The 15,695-nt window shown below is 63.0% G+C and carries 11 protein-coding genes; 7 read left to right on the top strand and 4 right to left on the bottom strand.

Annotated elements, in window-relative coordinates; all coding sequences use genetic code 11:
• Positions 1-35: 35 nt before the first annotated feature.
• Both C2R25_RS10410 and C2R25_RS10405 read left to right on the top strand, forming a co-directional pair.
• Positions 36-1,394, top strand: coding sequence for a Ppx/GppA phosphatase family protein (locus tag C2R25_RS10410; RefSeq protein ID WP_103729316.1), 1,359 nt, complete (start codon positions 36-38; stop codon positions 1,392-1,394).
• Positions 1,391-2,050, top strand: a complete 660-nt coding sequence (locus C2R25_RS10405; RefSeq protein WP_103729113.1) for an RlmE family RNA methyltransferase — start codon at positions 1,391-1,393, stop codon at positions 2,048-2,050. Before C2R25_RS10410 ends, C2R25_RS10405 begins: the two co-directional genes overlap by 4 nt.
• 112 nt (positions 2,051-2,162) lie before the next feature.
• Here the strand turns inward: C2R25_RS10405 and C2R25_RS10400 are convergent, their stop codons facing one another.
• Positions 2,163-2,819, bottom strand: coding sequence for a cytochrome c family protein (locus C2R25_RS10400; RefSeq protein WP_103729112.1), 657 nt, complete (start codon positions 2,817-2,819; stop codon positions 2,163-2,165).
• 136 nt (positions 2,820-2,955) lie between these two features.
• Here C2R25_RS10400 and C2R25_RS10395 point away from each other — a divergent pair, with 136 nt between their 5' ends.
• The gene (locus C2R25_RS10395; protein WP_103729111.1) at positions 2,956-3,855 is read left to right on the top strand and encodes a prephenate dehydratase; all 900 of its coding nucleotides are present in this window, start codon (positions 2,956-2,958) and stop codon (positions 3,853-3,855) included.
• Positions 3,856-3,994: 139 nt separating this feature from the next.
• Here the strand turns inward: C2R25_RS10395 and C2R25_RS10390 are convergent, their stop codons facing one another.
• Positions 3,995-5,008, bottom strand: coding sequence for a M48 family metallopeptidase (locus tag C2R25_RS10390; RefSeq protein WP_103729110.1), 1,014 nt, complete (start codon positions 5,006-5,008; stop codon positions 3,995-3,997).
• A gap of 430 nt (positions 5,009-5,438) precedes the next feature.
• Between C2R25_RS10390 and C2R25_RS10385 the strand changes: the two genes are divergently transcribed.
• The 4 genes from C2R25_RS10385 to ispG all read left to right on the top strand — a co-directional run bounded on the left by C2R25_RS10385 (position 5,439) and on the right by ispG (position 10,278).
• Positions 5,439-5,681, top strand: coding sequence for a hypothetical protein (locus C2R25_RS10385; protein ID WP_233203911.1), 243 nt, complete (start codon positions 5,439-5,441; stop codon positions 5,679-5,681).
• Between the two features lie 768 nt (positions 5,682-6,449).
• Positions 6,450-8,273 (top strand): glutamine--fructose-6-phosphate transaminase (isomerizing), encoded by a 1,824-nt coding sequence (glmS, locus tag C2R25_RS10380; RefSeq protein ID WP_103729109.1) that lies wholly within the window; start codon positions 6,450-6,452, stop codon positions 8,271-8,273.
• A gap of 192 nt (positions 8,274-8,465) precedes the next feature.
• Positions 8,466-8,978, top strand: a complete 513-nt coding sequence (locus tag C2R25_RS10375) for a GNAT family N-acetyltransferase (protein WP_103729108.1) — start codon at positions 8,466-8,468, stop codon at positions 8,976-8,978.
• 172 nt (positions 8,979-9,150) lie between these two features.
• Entirely contained in the window at positions 9,151-10,278 is a 1,128-nt protein-coding gene (ispG, locus tag C2R25_RS10370) for a flavodoxin-dependent (E)-4-hydroxy-3-methylbut-2-enyl-diphosphate synthase (protein WP_103729107.1), read from the top strand.
• Between the two features lie 145 nt (positions 10,279-10,423).
• Here the strand turns inward: ispG and C2R25_RS10365 are convergent, their stop codons facing one another.
• Positions 10,424-10,999 (bottom strand): opacity protein, encoded by a 576-nt coding sequence (locus C2R25_RS10365; RefSeq protein WP_103729106.1) that lies wholly within the window; start codon positions 10,997-10,999, stop codon positions 10,424-10,426.
• Between the two features lie 328 nt (positions 11,000-11,327).
• The gene (gene rpoC / locus C2R25_RS10360) at positions 11,328-15,626 is read right to left on the bottom strand and encodes a DNA-directed RNA polymerase subunit beta' (RefSeq protein ID WP_103729105.1); all 4,299 of its coding nucleotides are present in this window, start codon (positions 15,624-15,626) and stop codon (positions 11,328-11,330) included.
• Between the last annotated feature and the right edge of the window lie 69 nt (positions 15,627-15,695).

Raw genomic sequence — 15,695 nt, 5'->3', positions numbered from 1 at the left:
GATCGGCGGGAAGACATTTGAAGAGTATCGATATCATGGCGGAGCACGATCCGCCGGCAGCTAAAGTCGAAGTGTCGGGTAAAGTTGAAGCGCCGGGGCGACCGGCGCGAAAACGCAAGGGGCGAAGGGGAAGGGCGAAAGCACCAGGCAACCCCAAGTCCGCCGGTACGGCAGCCAAGGCGAAGGCGCGCCCATCAGGAAGCGCCGGGAAATCCGAGGCAGGCAAGGCGCCGCGCGCAGAAAACAAGGCGGGCCCGTCCGAGGCGGCGGCTCCGCAGGTCCGCAAGGCTCCGGCAGCGGCCGCTGGGGCACCCTCCGGGCAGCCTCTGTCTGCCAGCCCGCTGTCGGGCCGGCAGGCCTATGCCGCGATCGATCTGGGAACGAACAACTGTCGGCTCCTGATCGCGCGCCCGTCCGGTGAGAACTTCACCGTGATCGACGCCTTCAGTCGCGTCGTGCGGCTGGGAGAAGGTATCGCGCAGTCGGGACGTCTGTCGGACGCGGCGATGGAGCGGACGCTTTCGGCGTTGCGGGTCTGTGCCGACAAGCTGATGCGGCGCAACGTCTACCTTGCGCGTTCGGTTGCCACCGAAGCCTGTCGCCGCGCATGCAATGGTGCTGAATTCATTGAGCGGGTGCGCCAGGAAACCGGCATAGCGCTGGACATCATCTCGGCACGCGAGGAGGCGCGGCTGGCCGTGCTGGGTTGCCACGTGCTGCTGGAAGATGGTTTCGGGCCTGCGATGATCTTCGACATCGGCGGCGGCTCCACCGAACTGGTGCTGATCGAAAGCACCGGCACGGTGCCCCGTATCCTAGACTGGCAGAGCGTGCCTTGGGGCGTGGTCTCCCTGACTGAGAGTTGCGGGCCGGAGGGCACCACGCGGGATGAACGCCTGGCCCGCTACCGCTACATGCACAGCCTCGTTGCGGAGAGTTTCGCCGCGTTCTCCAAGCGGGTGGCTCCCGCGCGGGAGAGTGCCAGCCAGGAGGGCCCGCTGCGGCTCCTCGGCACCAGCGGCACGGTCACGACGCTCGCCAGCCTCCACCTGGAGCTGCCGCAGTACGACCGCCGCATGGTCGACGGCCTCATCGTCCCGGCGGAGTCCATGCGGGGCATCAGTTCGCGCCTTTCGGCGATGGCGATCGAGGAGCGGCGCGAACTGAACTGCATCGGGCGTGAACGGGCCGATCTCGTCGTCGCCGGCTGCGCGATCCTTGAAGCCATACTCGACCTCTGGCCCGCAGCCAGGCTTGGCGTTGCCGACCGCGGCATACGCGAGGGCATCCTGCGCAGCCTCATTGCCTCGCACAGCCCGCTTTCAGGCGCGGAGCGAGCTTCCGGAATACGAACCATGTCACACACGATCCGCAACGCAGTACACGCCCGATGAGCCGGTCTGGCCGCGACCCCGGCGAACGTCTTCGCACCGCCAAGAAGCGCTCCACCAGTTCGGCGCGATGGCTGACCCGCCAGCTCAACGATCCTTACGTGAAGAAGGCCAAGGCCGACGGCTACCGCAGCCGTGCAGCCTACAAGCTGATCGAACTGGACGAGAAGTTTGACCTCTTCAAGGGCGTGGAGCGCGCGGTGGACCTGGGCATCGCACCGGGGGGCTGGAGTCAGGTGCTGCGGCTGAAACGCCCGAAGGCGAAGATCGTCGGCATCGACCTTCTGCCCACCGACCCCATCGAAGGCGTGACCATCTTCGAGATGGACTTCATGGCGGATGAGGCACCGGCCGCGCTGGAAGGCGCGCTTGACGGGGCTCCCGATCTGGTCATGTCGGACATGGCGGCCAACACCGTCGGACACAAGCAGACGGACCACCTGCGTACGATGGGCTTGGTGGAGACGGCGGCGGACTTCGCCATTCAGTATCTCGCGCCCGGCGGAACGTTCGTCGCAAAGGTTCTCGCCGGAGGAACCGACACGCAGCTCCTGACGCTGCTGAAAAAGCATTTCACGAGCGTCAAGCACGCCAAGCCGCCGGCTAGCCGCAAGGATTCCTCGGAATGGTACGTGATCGCCAAGGGGTTCAAGGGCTGACGCCACCGGGCTCGACGCGCGGTAAGGCGGGAGCATGTCTCTCGGACGAAAACGGCCCGCTAGCGACTCGGTGGCGCTAGCGGACCGTTTTCAGCCGGCGGTGCCGGACTCGTTACTCGCCGACGGTACCGACCGCGCGGTTCGCCGCGTCTGCCGGTTCGGCCGGAACGCCGGTAGCCTCTCCGTCGGGAGCGGCGGCGGCATCACCTTCCGCTGCGGCATCGGCGGCGGGAGCAGCCTCAGGAGCCGGCAGCGGCAGATTGGAACCCTGCGAATTCAGGAACGCGATGACGTTGGCGCGATCTTCCGGCTTCGAGAGGCCGGCGAAGGTCATCTTGGTGCCCGGAGCGAACGCCTTCGGGCTCTTGAGCCAGTCGTTCATCATCTCGAACGTCCAGGTGCCGCCCTTGCTCTTCAAGGCATCGGAGAACGGGTAGCCGCCGGCACCCTGGCCGACAGGTTCACCAAGGACGCCGTGGAGATTGGGCCCAATGCCGTTCGCCCCGCCTGCATTGATGGTGTGGCACGAGGTGCACTTCGCGAAGGTGGCCTCACCCTTCGCCACGTCGGCTGCAGCCAGCAGATTGGCGATAGGAACTTCGCCGCCGCCTTCTCCTTCTTCGGCGACGCCTTCGACTTCGTACCCGGGAGTTTCCGGGGCATGATGCTTGTCAGCTTGGAAATACATCGAGCTGGTGATGCTCAGTCCCAGGCCTACGATGCCTGCAAACAGAGTCCAACCGGCGATTGTATTGAAACGATCGTCCATTCAGCATGCCCCGCGGGTGATTATTAGCTCATCCTGTTGGTGTGCGGCTCTACTGTCCGCCTTGGGTCAAAGCAAGTGCCATTGCCGATTTCCGCCATTGCGCAACCTCGTTGCTACGCCTAATCGCGCGCACGTCATGCATGCCTATCCCCAGCCCGCCATTGCTCTTGTCAGCGAGATGGAAGCCACCGCTGCCGCGCAGCCCGTTCGCGCCGTTTCGTTCCAGGGGGCCCCGGGGTGCAATGGCCACCGCGCGGCGCTCGAATACGACGCCGCGTGCCTGCCGCTGCCATGCTTCTCGTTCGAGGATGCGCTGGACGCGGTGAAGGAAGGACGCGCGGATCGGGCCATCATCCCGATCGAGAATTCCCAGCATGGCAGGGTCGCGGACATCCACTTTCTGCTGCCGGAAAGCGGACTGGCCATCGTGGGTGAACATTTCATGTCCATTCACCACGCCCTGATGGCGTTGCCCGGCGCGCGGGGGCCGTTCGCCGCCGCCTACAGCCATCCGCAGGCGCTGGGGCAGTCCCGCCATTACTTGCGGGAGCGGGGCATCGTTCCCATGGCCTATGCCGATACGGCGGGCGCCGCGGCGCTGGTTCGGGAGAAGGGCGAGCAGGAGGCGTGCGCCATTGCGCCAAGGCTCGCGGCGGAGCTCTATGGGCTCGACGTGATCGAGAACAATGTCGAGGATGCCGCGAACAATACCACGCGATTCGTGGTCCTCGCCCGCGAACCACTCGACCCATTTCTCCTGAGCGACGTACAGGCGGTGACGACCTTCATCTTCGAGGTGAAGAATATTCCGGCGGCGCTTTACAAGGCCTTGGGAGGCTTCGCCACGAACGGCGTGAACATGACCAAGCTGGAGAGCTACCAGATCGGTGCAAGCTTCGCCGCGACGACTTTCTACGCCGACATCGAGGGGGCCCCGGGGGATCCGCGTGTGGACCTGGCGCTGCAGGAACTGGCCTTCCATTGCAAATATGTGCGGCCGCTGGGGACATACAGGCAGGCGCGTGTGCGGGGGTGATTGACCGCCCTCGGGCCTTTCGCATGATGTGTGCATCAGACCGATGCGCACCAGGGGTGTCGACGCAGGCCGCTTTCGTCCGGTAGCGTTGACGGGCAAGCGTGGCTGGATCGGCGAGGGCCCAGCTGTTCCGCTTTGTTTATTGCGCCTTCACCAGAAGAGACTGCCAATCGCCGTCGAGCGGCCGATCTCTTGTGTCGAGAATGGCGGGCCGATGCGGGCGTGCAGCGCCCAGGCCGGCGATCGCCCGTTCCATCGTGGCGACCCTGTCTCTCCAGGCCGGATGGGAGCGGCTGCCTAACGGCCCCATGTCCTGCGAGGGACCAAAGCGGCTCCAGAAGCGCAGAGCGATGGCAGGGTCGTAGCCGGCGTTGGCAAGCAGCGACACGGACAGGATGTCTGCCTCCAGCTCTGTCTGCCGAAAGTAGCGGACGTTCCGGCCAAAGCCTGAGAGAAGGCCGAAGCTGACCCCCCTGGCCTCAAGCCGCTCCCGATGGCGGAGTATGTTGTGGGCGAGCTCGTGCGCGATGGGTGCGGGGACCAGGTCCGGGTACTCGGCGAAGAAGCGGCTTCCGATCTGCACCATCTCTCCGTCGGCCTGCGCCGCAAACTCAGGACCGACCGCCAGCTCGAAGCGGGTTCGGCAGGATGGTTTGGGCTTCACCGTGAAATTCGTATCGCTGCCGTTCCGCCGGACATAAAGCCTGAGCGGTCGATCTGCGGGTAGTTCGGCGATCTGCTTTTCGACCTTGATGAGAGCCGCGGTGCTCGCCTTCGCATCCCGCCGGGGCGGGGCAAAGCGAATCGCCTCGATCCCCAGCAGCGTGTCCCCGGCGCGCAGGCCTGCCATCGCTGCGGGGCTATTTTCCAGGACCGCCTCCACCCCGACGGGGCCGTCGATCTGAAAATGACGTATCGCCGCCTCGCGGGTTTCGGGCGCATACTGCTCCGGCGTGTGTAGCAGCAGTCCCAGGCCGGGCTTCTGGCGATCACACAAGGCGGCATTTGCGACGGCCAGCCTTTCGCCGATCCGTGCCAGATCGCTGTCGATGGCACGAATATCCTCGAACAAGGCGCTGTCGGGCCCTGCAGTCACCGGAGCAGGGCCGACGATCATCGCTGCGGCGAGAAGGAGAGATTTGAAGCGCAGCATCAACCTTCTTCTGGCATTTGAAAGAGCACAGGTTTTCACGTGCTGTCGGCCTTGTGGGAAGATAGTTTTTGCGACGTGCGGCAGAGGTTTGGAACCGATTCGCCCACCCCGCGTTCCCGCCAAAAGTCTTGAATAGTGCGCAAGTTCATCAGCAATATATATCTTGATATTTGTTATGCACCGGCGTGCGATCTTCTGTATAGTTGATGTTGCTATGCTGCCACTCCAGGCAAATTTCCGGTTGCGAGGCTGCATCTGCGCAAAGGCGGGTGTATAAAAGTTAATCAGGGCTGTGTCACAAGTTTTAGGATTGTTGTGTAAAATCAACACTGGACACGGCATTCCGCAAAGACCATGAAGCCGCTTGCATGACCTGGCTGCCGATGATAGCGGATAGTTGGAGTTGTGTTTTTAAAAAGGACAAAAAGATATGCGTATTAGCAATCTGCTTGTTGCCGGTGTCGTTGCATCTTCACTGGTGGCTACCCCGGTTCTGGCAAACTCGGCCTCGTCGCTCTCGGTCGCTAACGCGTCGAACGTGAAGGCTGCCACTTCCTCGAAGAAGGCCAGCAAGCTTCAGGGCGGCGCTCTGGTCGGCGTCCTGGCTGCTGCTGCAGTTGTTGCCGGTGTTGTTATCGCAGTCGACGGCGACGACGACAGCGACAGCAACTAATCGGTTCTCGGAACGGATGGAAATGGCGGTCTGAAAGGGCCGCCATTTTTCTTTTGGAAGGTGGCGGTTAGCTAACGGGAGAGCTGAATTGGCCAGCATTACACGCGAAGAAGTAGCGTACTTTCTGATTGCTATGATGATTCTTGTTCCTTCCATAGTCTACCTCAAGAATCTTCCTCGCAAGAAGCGCGAAGCGCTGCGGCGTCGAGGCGTAAAAACGCACGGCCATTGAGGATCAGGCATTCTTTAGAAGCGTTCATCATCTTGTCCCAATAAAGGGCACTTTCGCTCCCTCCTGCCGCTTGTGAAACCGGGCAGACCACGATATCGCGCCCGGATGCGGCATGATCTGGCTGGCTTTTCTGGCTTTGACATTTACCTGCGGAGCGAGAAGGCTGCTGCGCTGAGGATCCCACACATGCAGATGCCGTGTAGGATCCGTGCGATGCGCAGCGCCGGATTTTCTAGGGCCGGCATCACTGCCCCGCGATCGATGGTTTCGACTCGCTCGATCCCCACTGATCGCGGCGGGTGGGGGCAAGTTGGCGAACCAGCACCTTTCGCTGATCGTACGCCCCGGACTTCATCGACACGTTCAGGCGGCAGCCTTGCGGTGGACGCTTTCGGCCGGGTCCCACCCGCGACCTGCTGTGCGCCCTACGAAGCCGATGCAGCAAAAACGTATCTCAAACCTGCGATATCAGGGATCTGCCGGACACGAGATCGGAGATCCGCGTCCCCTGTACTCTTTAGCGAAAGACGAGCTTAATGTGTGGCATCATCGGCATTGTCGGTAAGGAAGACGTGGCAGATCGCCTGGTCGACGGCTTACGGCGTATGGAGTACCGCGGCTATGACAGCGCAGGCGTCTGTACGCTTTTCCAGGGCGAGCTTGTCCGTCGCCGCGCCGAAGGGAAGCTAAACAACCTGGTGAAGGAAATCGGCGGCAATCCTGCCCCTGGCTTCACCGGTATCGCGCATACCCGCTGGGCGACCCATGGAGCACCGACAGCTGTCAATGCCCACCCCCATGCGACGTCCGAACTGGCGCTGGTTCACAACGGCATCATCGAGAACTTCAAGCCGCTGCGCGAGGGGCTCGAAGCCCGTGGTCGGACATTTGAAAGCCAGACCGACACGGAAGTGGTGGCTCACCTCATATCGGAGCAGGTAGAAGCGGGACTGGCGCCGGAAGACGCGGTCAAAGCTGTCCTTCCAGAACTGCGCGGTGCCTTCGCCCTGGCAATCGCCTTCAAACGCTACCCGAACATGCTGATCGGCGCACGGCTGGGGTCGCCGCTCGTGGTCGGCTATGGAGACGGTGAAACCTACCTAGGTTCCGACGCTCTGGCTTTGGCGCCTTTGACCCAGCAGATCACGTATCTGGAGGAAGGCGATTGGGTCGTCATCACGCGCGACGGCGCGCGCATCTATGATGCCCAGAACAATCCGGTCGAGCGCGAGGTGGTCCACTCGGGCGCTTCGGTCATCGCGATCGAGAAGGGGAACTATCGCCACTTCATGCAGAAGGAGATCTTCGAGCAGCCGACTGTCGTGGCGCAGACGCTCCGTTCCTATCTCCGCCAGGTCGATCAATCTGTGGCTCTGCCGCAGATCGATTTCGATCTTTCCACGATCAAGCGCATCACCATCGTGGCATGCGGAACGAGCTACTATGCGGGCATGATTGCCAAGTACTGGCTCGAGACATTCGCGCGGCTCCCGGTCGATATCGATGTCGCCAGCGAATTTCGCTACCGCGATCCGGTCCTCGAACCGGGCGGGCTGGCACTTTTCATTTCCCAGTCGGGCGAAACGGCCGACACCCTTGCCGCCCTTCGCCATTGCAGGGCGGCCGGTCAGACCATTGCCGTTGTCGTCAATGTGCCGACCAGTTCCATGGCGCGGGAGGCGGACCTCCTCCTTCCCACACACGCGGGTCCGGAAATCGGCGTCGCCTCGACCAAGGCCTTCACTTGCCAGCTCGCCGTTCTGGCCGCGCTGGCTGCTCACCTCGCGGTGAAGCGGGGCCGGATGGACCGGGCGGAAGAGGCCGAGGTCGTCCAGCATCTGCTCGAGGTGCCTGCCTGCTTCAACGCCGCACTGGCCCATGACGACGAGATCGCGGCTATGGCGCACCTCATCGCTCCCGCACGCGACGTGCTGTATCTCGGCCGTGGGCCGGATTACCCGCTTGCTCTCGAAGGGGCGCTGAAGCTGAAGGAAATCAGCTACATTCATGCTGAAGGCTATGCTTCCGGGGAGATGAAGCATGGCCCCATCGCGCTCATCGACGAGGCGGTGCCCGTCATCGTTCTGGCCCCTTCAGGCCCGCTGTTCGAGAAGACCGTCAGCAACATGCAGGAGGTGCGCGCCCGCGGCGGCAAGGTCGTGCTGATCTCCGACGCTGCCGGCATTGCCGAAGCCGGTGACGGCTGCATCGCGACGATCGAGATGCCGCAGGTGCATCCCCTGATCGCTCCGCTCATCTACGCAGTGCCGGTCCAGCTTCTGGCCTATCATGTGGCTTGTGCAAAGGGCACCGACGTGGACCAGCCCCGAAACCTCGCCAAAAGCGTGACGGTGGAATAAAGCTGATAGCCTGTTCACCGCCTTGGAACGGTCGAATACCGCCTGAGCGGTAAGCGGTTCCCGTCACGAGGCGGTGGGTCGGCAGGCGCGATTGTGGTCAGCGTCAGCGTGGGTGCCCTTTGAACCCTCGCGGCAACCTCCCGCTGGTCCGTCGGCCCCTCATCTTTGACAGGGACAAAGCAGCAATTGACGATGAGCCTACGCCTCGCGCGCACCGATGATGCTTCGGCACTCGCAGATCTTGGCGCCCGCAGCTTCGTTGCCAAGTTCGGTCACCTCTACGTGCCGGAAAATCTGGCGGCCTTTCTTGCGGCTTCGCACTCGGAAGAAAAGATAGCCACGGAACTTGATGATCCCGGGATGCGCATCATGGTGGCCGAAGAGCAGGGGCGTCTGCTCGGGTTCTGCAAGCTGGTGATGAACTGCGCCTGGCCCGAGTATGCACGGGGCCAGCGCACCATCGAGCTCAAGCAACTCTACACCGACCCCGAGGCGACGGGACAAGGTATCGGCTCGCAACTGATGGACTGGGCGCTGGCGGAAGCCGCGATCTTCGGGGCGGACGAGATGCAGCTGTCCGTCTATTCGGACAATCCAGGCGCACAGAAGTTCTACGCTCGCTATGGCTTCTCGAAAGTTGCGGACATTCATTTCATGGTTGGGGATCACCGGGATGAGGAGTTCCTCTTCGCCAGGCTCCTTTAGGCGCGCGCTCCGGCCCGTCTGGAGCTTCGCCACCCTTTGAACACTTCGGAGAGGCTCGGGAGGGTGGACGGATCACAGCTGATACACCCCCTGCTTTCAGGGGAAGAAGACCCGGCGTTGTTGCGACGTAAAGCGGCTTCAAACCGTCACCTCATGCGCCTATAGAGAAGGCATGTCCTCCGTTCGTCCATGGCGCGATATCGAGCGCCGCAAGAGCCGCCAGATCATGGTCGGCACCGTGCCCGTGGGTGGCGACGCCCCGATCACGGTCCAGACCATGACCAACACCCTGACATCCGACGCGAAGGCGACGATCGACCAGATTCGCCGCTGCGAAGATGCAGGGGCTGACCTCATCCGCGTTTCCTGCCCGGATGTGGAAAGCACGGCAGCGTTCCGCCAGATCGCCCGAGAGGCGCGAGTGCCGCTGATCGCCGACATCCACTTCCACTACAAGCGTGCGCTGGAAGCGGCGGATGCGGGGGCGGCCTGTCTGCGCATCAATCCGGGCAACATCGGCGGCGACGATCGCGTTGCCGAAGTGGTGCGGGCTGCCAAGGCGAATGGCTGCGCAATTCGCATCGGCGTCAACGCCGGGAGTCTCGAGAAGGATCTTCTTGAGAAGTATGGCGAACCTTGCCCCGAAGCGCTTGTGGAATCAGCGCTTGATCATATCAAGTTGCTGCAGGACCACGACTTTCACCAATACAAGGTGGCCGTGAAGGCCAGCGACGTCTTCCTCGCCGTTGCCGCTTACCAGGGGCTGGCCGAGGCGGTTGACTGCCCGCTGCACCTGGGGATTACTGAGGCGGGCGGCCTGATCGGCGGCACCGTGAAGTCCTCGATCGGCATGGGAATGCTCCTGTGGTCAGGCATCGGCGACACCCTGCGCGTGTCGCTCTCGGCCGAACCGGAGGAGGAAGTGCGCGTCGGTTTCGAGATGCTGAAGGCGCTTGGCCTGCGCACCCGCGGCGTTCGTGTCGTTTCCTGCCCGTCCTGCGCGCGTCAGGGTTTCGACGTCATTCGCACCGTGGAAGCGCTGGAAGAGCGCTTGCAGCACATCAAGACACCGCTTTCGCTCTCCGTACTTGGCTGTGTCGTGAACGGTCCCGGAGAGGCGCGAGAGACCGACATCGGCCTGACGGGCGGCGGCAACGGCAAGCACATGGTCTACCTGTCAGGCGTGACCGACCATACCGTCCAGAGCGAGGAGATGCTGGACCACATCGTCTCGCTGGTGGAGGCCAAGGCAGCGCAGATAGAGGCTGCAAACGCCGTTGAGGCTCAGGCGGCGGAATGAGCTGAGCAGACGGAGCTGCGCGCCAGTGCGGCTCCTGATTGCTGAACCGACCGTCTCTTCAGGAACAGAAAAGCCGCCCCGCGGGTGAACCGGGGGCGGCTTCTTCTTTGTCAGGCGAGGCTGACGTGCTGTTCGCTAAAGGCGATCAGAAGTGGAAGACGGCGCCGGCCATCGGACGGATGCTGTCGAAGTCGTAGGTGTCGACCTCGAAACGGAAGCGGATGCCGCTGTTGCCGGTGATGCCACCCAGACCGATGTCCTTGGGGCCAACTTCAACGCCGACACCGTAGATCCAGTCCTTCTCGTCGGAATAGGCGCGCTTCCCGTTTACCCATTCGTGCCCGGCGCTGGCGTAGATCATGCCGCTATCGCCTGCGCGGGCGCCAAGGCGACCCTTCACCCCGTATTCCCAGTCGATATCTCCAAAGCCTTTCGCCACATTGCCTTCGACACCAACGAAAACGGGGCCAAGCGGGACATTCACGCCAAGCACACCCTGGATGAGTCCGCCGTTCATGTTGCCACCGCGAGGCGAGCCGAACTCGCTGTTGCGATCATAAGTGTCATAGCCACCCATGATGCCGACGTAAGGCTCGATGCCGAAGGCGGGGGTGCCGTCGGGTGCCGTGTCCGCGGCGGTGGTGGTGCTTTGGTCCTGTGCGAAAGCCGCTGCGGGAAGCGAGGCCACCAAGGCGGCCGCCAGAAGGGCGATTTTCTTCATCATAATACTCCGTACCGAGGAAGCATTCGGCTTCCCGACATGTGTTCACCGGGCGAGGGTGGTGGACGCATCCCTGAGGACCATGAGTGCCCGGTCCGGCGGCAAGTCTGCCTGGTACAGGAAACCCCGCCAGGCCCGATCAACCGGCTGCACTCAACGATCTCGACGTTCCATCCGTCTCGCAGGTTAAGCGCCCGGCGGAATGCAGGGTTCCGGTGCGGTGCAAAGATGCAGAAGGTGTGACTTTTTGGTTACAGAAGCGGTTCACGAAAAAGCCCCGCCGGATCGCTCCGACGGGGCCAATTCGTTGGCTTGCGGTCAGGCCGGCTTATTCGGCCGTGTCGCCCTGATCGTCACCCTTGATCAGGTAATCGCCTGCATCGGCGTCGGTGCCGTGGGTTTCACCCTCGACCGCCGCGAGCGGGCTATCGCCGAGATCGTCCGCAGGGTCGCGGGCCAGTTCCGCCTGATGCTCTTCCTCAGCCGTGTTGGCGAGGATCATGGCTTCCTGCATGCGGCGGGTGGCCGCGCGCAGGGCTGCGTCGCGGCTGGAGGCCGCAACCCGGACGCGGTTCATGCCGGCACCGGTGCCCGCCGGGATAAGGCGACCCACGATGACGTTTTCCTTCAGACCGATCAGCGAGTCCTTCTTGCCTTCCACGGCCGCCTGCGTGAGCACGCGGGTGGTTTCCTGGAAGGACGCTGCCGAGATGAACGAGCGAGTCTGCAGCGAGGCCTTGGTGATGCCCAGGAGGACCGGCTTGCCGACCGCCGGGCGCTTGCCCTCGGGAAGCTTGCCGTTGATCTCGGCCATTTCCTCGTAGTCGACCTGCTCGGCCGCGAGCAGCGTGGTGTCGCCGCCGTCGGTGATCTCGACCTTCTGCAGCATCTGGCGAACGATCACCTCGATGTGCTTGTCGTTGATCTTCACGCCCTGCAAGCGGTAGACTTCCTGGATTTCCGCCACGAGGTACTCCGCCAGCGCTTCCACGCCGAGGACTTCCAGGATGTCGTGCGGATCGGGTGAGCCCGAAACCAGGTTGTCGCCCTTCTTGACCCAGTCGCCTTCCTGAACGTCGACGACCTTTGACTTGGGGATCAGGTACTCGACCGGATCACCCTCTTCCGGGATGATCGCGATCTTGCGCTTCGCCTTGTAGTCACGGACGAATTCAACGCGGCCGGAGACCTTGGCGATGACCGCGTTGTCCTTCGGCTTGCGGGCCTCGAACAGTTCGGCAACGCGCGGCAGACCGCCGGTGATGTCGCGGGTCTTGGCGGCTTCGCGGCTTGCACGGGCAATGATATCGCCCGCTTCGACCACCTGGCCATCCTCGACCGAGAGCGTCGTGCCCGGCGCCAGCATGTAGCGCGCAGCTTCGCCCGAAGCATCGTCGAGAAGGGTAAGGCGTGGACGAAGGTCCTCCTTCTTCTTCGAACGTGCGGACGAACGGTCTTCGGTCACGACACGGCTGGTCATGCCGGTCGCATCGTCGACCTGCTCGGTCAGCGTGCGGGTGTCGATCAGGTCCTGATACTTGATCACGCCCGAGGTCTCGGTGATGATCGGCAGGGTGAACGGATCCCACTCGGCCAGGCGTTCGCCCTGTTCGACCTTGGCGCCGTCCGTGTGGAGCAGCACCGTACCGTAAGGCACGCGGTGGATGGCGCGCTCGCGGCCTTCGTTGTCGAAGAGCACGATTTCGCCATTGCGGGCCAGCGACAGGCGACGGCCACGCTTGTCGACGATCGTCGGGATGTCGCGGTATTCGACATGGCCCGCGCTGATCGCTTCCAGGTGCGAGGTTTCGTTCAGCTGCGCCGCACCGCCGATGTGGAAGGTACGCATGGTCAGCTGCGTGCCCGGTTCACCGATCGACTGCGCCGCGATGACGCCGACGGCTTCACCGATGTTCACCGGCGTACCACGAGCGAGGTCACGGCCATAGCAGGTGCCGCATACGCCCTGGGTCGCTTCGCAGATGAGCGGCGAGCGGATGCGTGCAGCCTGGAGGCCGGTTGCTTCGATCGCAGCCACTGCCGCTTCGTCGAGCAGCTGGCCCTTGGAGGCGATGGCGTTGCCTTCCTTGTCGACGATGTCCTCGGCCAGAGTACGGCCCAGGATACGCTCGCCAAGCGAGGCGATGGTGGAGCCGCCCTGCACGATCGAACGCATTTCCAGCGCGCGCTCGGTGCCGCAGTCGTCGACGACGACCACGCAGTCTTGAGAAACGTCCACCAGACGGCGGGTCAGGTAACCCGAGTTCGCCGTCTTGAGCGCCGTATCGGCCAGACCCTTACGAGCACCGTGAGTCGAGTTGAAGTACTCGAGAACGGTGAGGCCTTCCTTGAAGTTCGAGATGATCGGCGTTTCGATGATCTCGCCCGACGGCTTGGCCATGAGGCCGCGCATACCGGCAAGCTGCTTCATCTGCGCCGGGCTACCACGCGCACCGGAGTGGCTCATCATGTAGATGGAGTTGATCTGAGCCATGCGGCCCGTCTCCGGATCGATCGGCTGCGCCTTGATCTCGTCCATCATGGCGTTCGCAACCTGGTCGCCGCAGCGGCTCCAGGCGTCGATCACCTTGTTGTACTTCTCCTGCTGCGTGATGAGACCGTCCTGGTACTGCTGCTCGTAGTCGGCAACCAGTTCCTTGGTTTCGGCAACCAGCGCTTCCTTCGAGTCCGGGATGATCATGTCATCCTTGCCGAAGGAGATGCCGGCCTTGAACGCGTTGCGGAAGCCCAGCGACATGATGGCGTCAGCGAACAGCACCGTGTCCTTCTGGCCGGTGTGGCGGTAGACCTGGTCGATGACGTCACCGATTTCCTTCTTGGTGAGAAGGCGGTTGACGACGTCGAAGGGCACCGTGTGCGACTTGGGCAGGCATTCGCCCAGCAGCATACGGCCCGGCGTGGTCTCGAAGCGCTTCATGTACTGCTGGCCGTTCTCGTCGGTCTGCGGCACGCGGGCTTCGATCTTCGAGTGCAGGGTCACCGCGCCGACGTGCAGCGCCTGGTGAACTTCGGCCATGTCGGCGAACTTCATGCCCTCGCCCGGCTCACCGTCGCGGTCGAGCGACAGGTAGTACAGCCCCAGCACCATGTCCTGCGACGGCACGATGATCGGCTTGCCGTTGGCCGGCGAGAGGATGTTGTTGGTCGACATCATCAGCACGCGCGCTTCGAGCTGGGCTTCCAGCGAGAGCGGCACGTGGACGGCCATCTGGTCGCCGTCGAAGTCGGCGTTGAAGGCCGAGCAGACGAGCGGGTGCAGCTGGATCGCCTTGCCTTCGATGAGGACGGGCTCGAACGCCTGGATGCCCAGGCGGTGCAGCGTCGGCGCGCGGTTCAGCATGACCGGGTGCTCGCGAATGACTTCGTCGAGAATGTCCCAGACTTCCTTGCGCTCCTTCTCGACCCACTTCTTGGCCTGCTTCAGGGTCATCGAGAGACCCTTGGCGTCAAGGCGGGCATAGATGAACGGCTTGAACAGCTCGAGCGCCATCTTCTTGGGCAGACCGCACTGGTGCAGCTTGAGTTCCGGACCGGTCACGATCACCGAACGGCCCGAGTAGTCGACGCGCTTACCCAGAAGGTTCTGGCGGAAGCGGCCCTGCTTGCCCTTGAGCATGTCGGACAGCGACTTGAGCGGACGCTTGTTGGCGCCGGTGATGACGCGGCCGCGACGACCGTTGTCGAACAGCGCGTCGACGGCTTCCTGCAGCATGCGCTTTTCGTTGCGCACGATGATGTCGGGCGCGCGCAGCTCAATCAGGCGCTTGAGGCGGTTGTTGCGGTTGATGACGCGGCGGTAGAGGTCGTTGAGGTCCGAGGTCGCGAAGCGGCCACCGTCCAGCGGCACCAGCGGGCGCAGTTCCGGCGGGATGACCGGTACGACGTCGAGGATCATCCACTCGGGGCGGTTGCCTGAGTCGATGAACGATTCGACGACCTTGAGGCGCTTGATGATCTTCTTGGGCTTGAGTTCCGACTTGGTCGTCTCAAGCTCCTGGAGAAGGTCCGCGCGCTCCTGCTCGAGGTCGAGGCTCATGAGCATCTGCTTGACCGCTTCGGCGCCGATGCCGGCCGAGAAGGCGTCTTCGCCATACTCGTCCTGCGCGTCGAGCATCTCGTCTTCGGTGAGGAGCTGGTACTTCTCGAGCGGGGTCAGGCCCGGCTCGATGACGATGTAGCTCTCGAAGTAGAGGACGCGCTCAAGCAGCTTGAGCTGCATGTCGAGCAGCAGGCCGATGCGCGAGGGCAGCGACTTCAGGAACCAGATGTGCGCGACCGGCGCGGCCAGCTCGATGTGGCCCATGCGCTCACGGCGCACCTTGGTCACGGTGACTTCGACGCCGCACTTTTCACAGACGACGCCCTTGTACTTCATGCGCTTGTACTTGCCGCAAAGGCACTCGTAGTCCTTCACGGGACCGAAGATGCGGGCGCAGAACAGGCCGTCACGCTCGGGCTTGAACGTGCGATAGTTGATGGTTTCCGGCTTCTTGATCTCGCCGAAGGACCAGGAGCGGATACGCTCGGGGCTCGCCAGACCGATCTGGATCTGGTCGAACGTCTCGGGCTTCGCCATCTGGTTCGTGAACTTGGTCAGGTCGTTCATAGTTCAATCCCTCTGGGGGTGAATTCTTTTTCCGGGCGGGGAGGGGGCGAGGCCGAAGCCCCGCCCTGA

The sequence above is a fragment of the Novosphingobium sp. HII-3 genome (genome assembly GCF_002916655.1).
Lineage (GTDB): Bacteria > Pseudomonadota > Alphaproteobacteria > Sphingomonadales > Sphingomonadaceae > Novosphingobium > Novosphingobium panipatense.
Note: the sequence above shows the minus strand (reverse complement) of the source record. Positions and strands in the feature narration are given on the sequence as shown.

Excerpts from the sequence above, each read along its gene's own strand:
- C2R25_RS10405 (WP_103729113.1), top strand. The coding sequence starts at position 1,391 with ATGAGCCGGTCTGGCCGCGACCCCGGCGAACGTCTTCGCACCGCCAAG.
- C2R25_RS10395 (WP_103729111.1), top strand. The coding sequence starts at position 2,956 with ATGCATGCCTATCCCCAGCCCGCCATTGCTCTTGTCAGCGAGATGGAA.
- C2R25_RS10410 (WP_103729316.1), top strand. The coding sequence starts at position 36 with ATGGCGGAGCACGATCCGCCGGCAGCTAAAGTCGAAGTGTCGGGTAAA.
- C2R25_RS10400 (WP_103729112.1), bottom strand. The coding sequence starts at position 2,819 with ATGGACGATCGTTTCAATACAATCGCCGGTTGGACTCTGTTTGCAGGC.
- C2R25_RS10390 (WP_103729110.1), bottom strand. The coding sequence starts at position 5,008 with ATGCTGCGCTTCAAATCTCTCCTTCTCGCCGCAGCGATGATCGTCGGC.
- C2R25_RS10365 (WP_103729106.1), bottom strand. The coding sequence starts at position 10,999 with ATGAAGAAAATCGCCCTTCTGGCGGCCGCCTTGGTGGCCTCGCTTCCC.
- ispG (WP_103729107.1), top strand. The coding sequence starts at position 9,151 with ATGTCCTCCGTTCGTCCATGGCGCGATATCGAGCGCCGCAAGAGCCGC.
- C2R25_RS10385 (WP_233203911.1), top strand. The coding sequence starts at position 5,439 with ATGCGTATTAGCAATCTGCTTGTTGCCGGTGTCGTTGCATCTTCACTG.
- C2R25_RS10375 (WP_103729108.1), top strand. The coding sequence starts at position 8,466 with ATGAGCCTACGCCTCGCGCGCACCGATGATGCTTCGGCACTCGCAGAT.
- glmS (WP_103729109.1), top strand. The coding sequence starts at position 6,450 with ATGTGTGGCATCATCGGCATTGTCGGTAAGGAAGACGTGGCAGATCGC.
- rpoC (WP_103729105.1), bottom strand. The coding sequence starts at position 15,626 with ATGAACGACCTGACCAAGTTCACGAACCAGATGGCGAAGCCCGAGACG.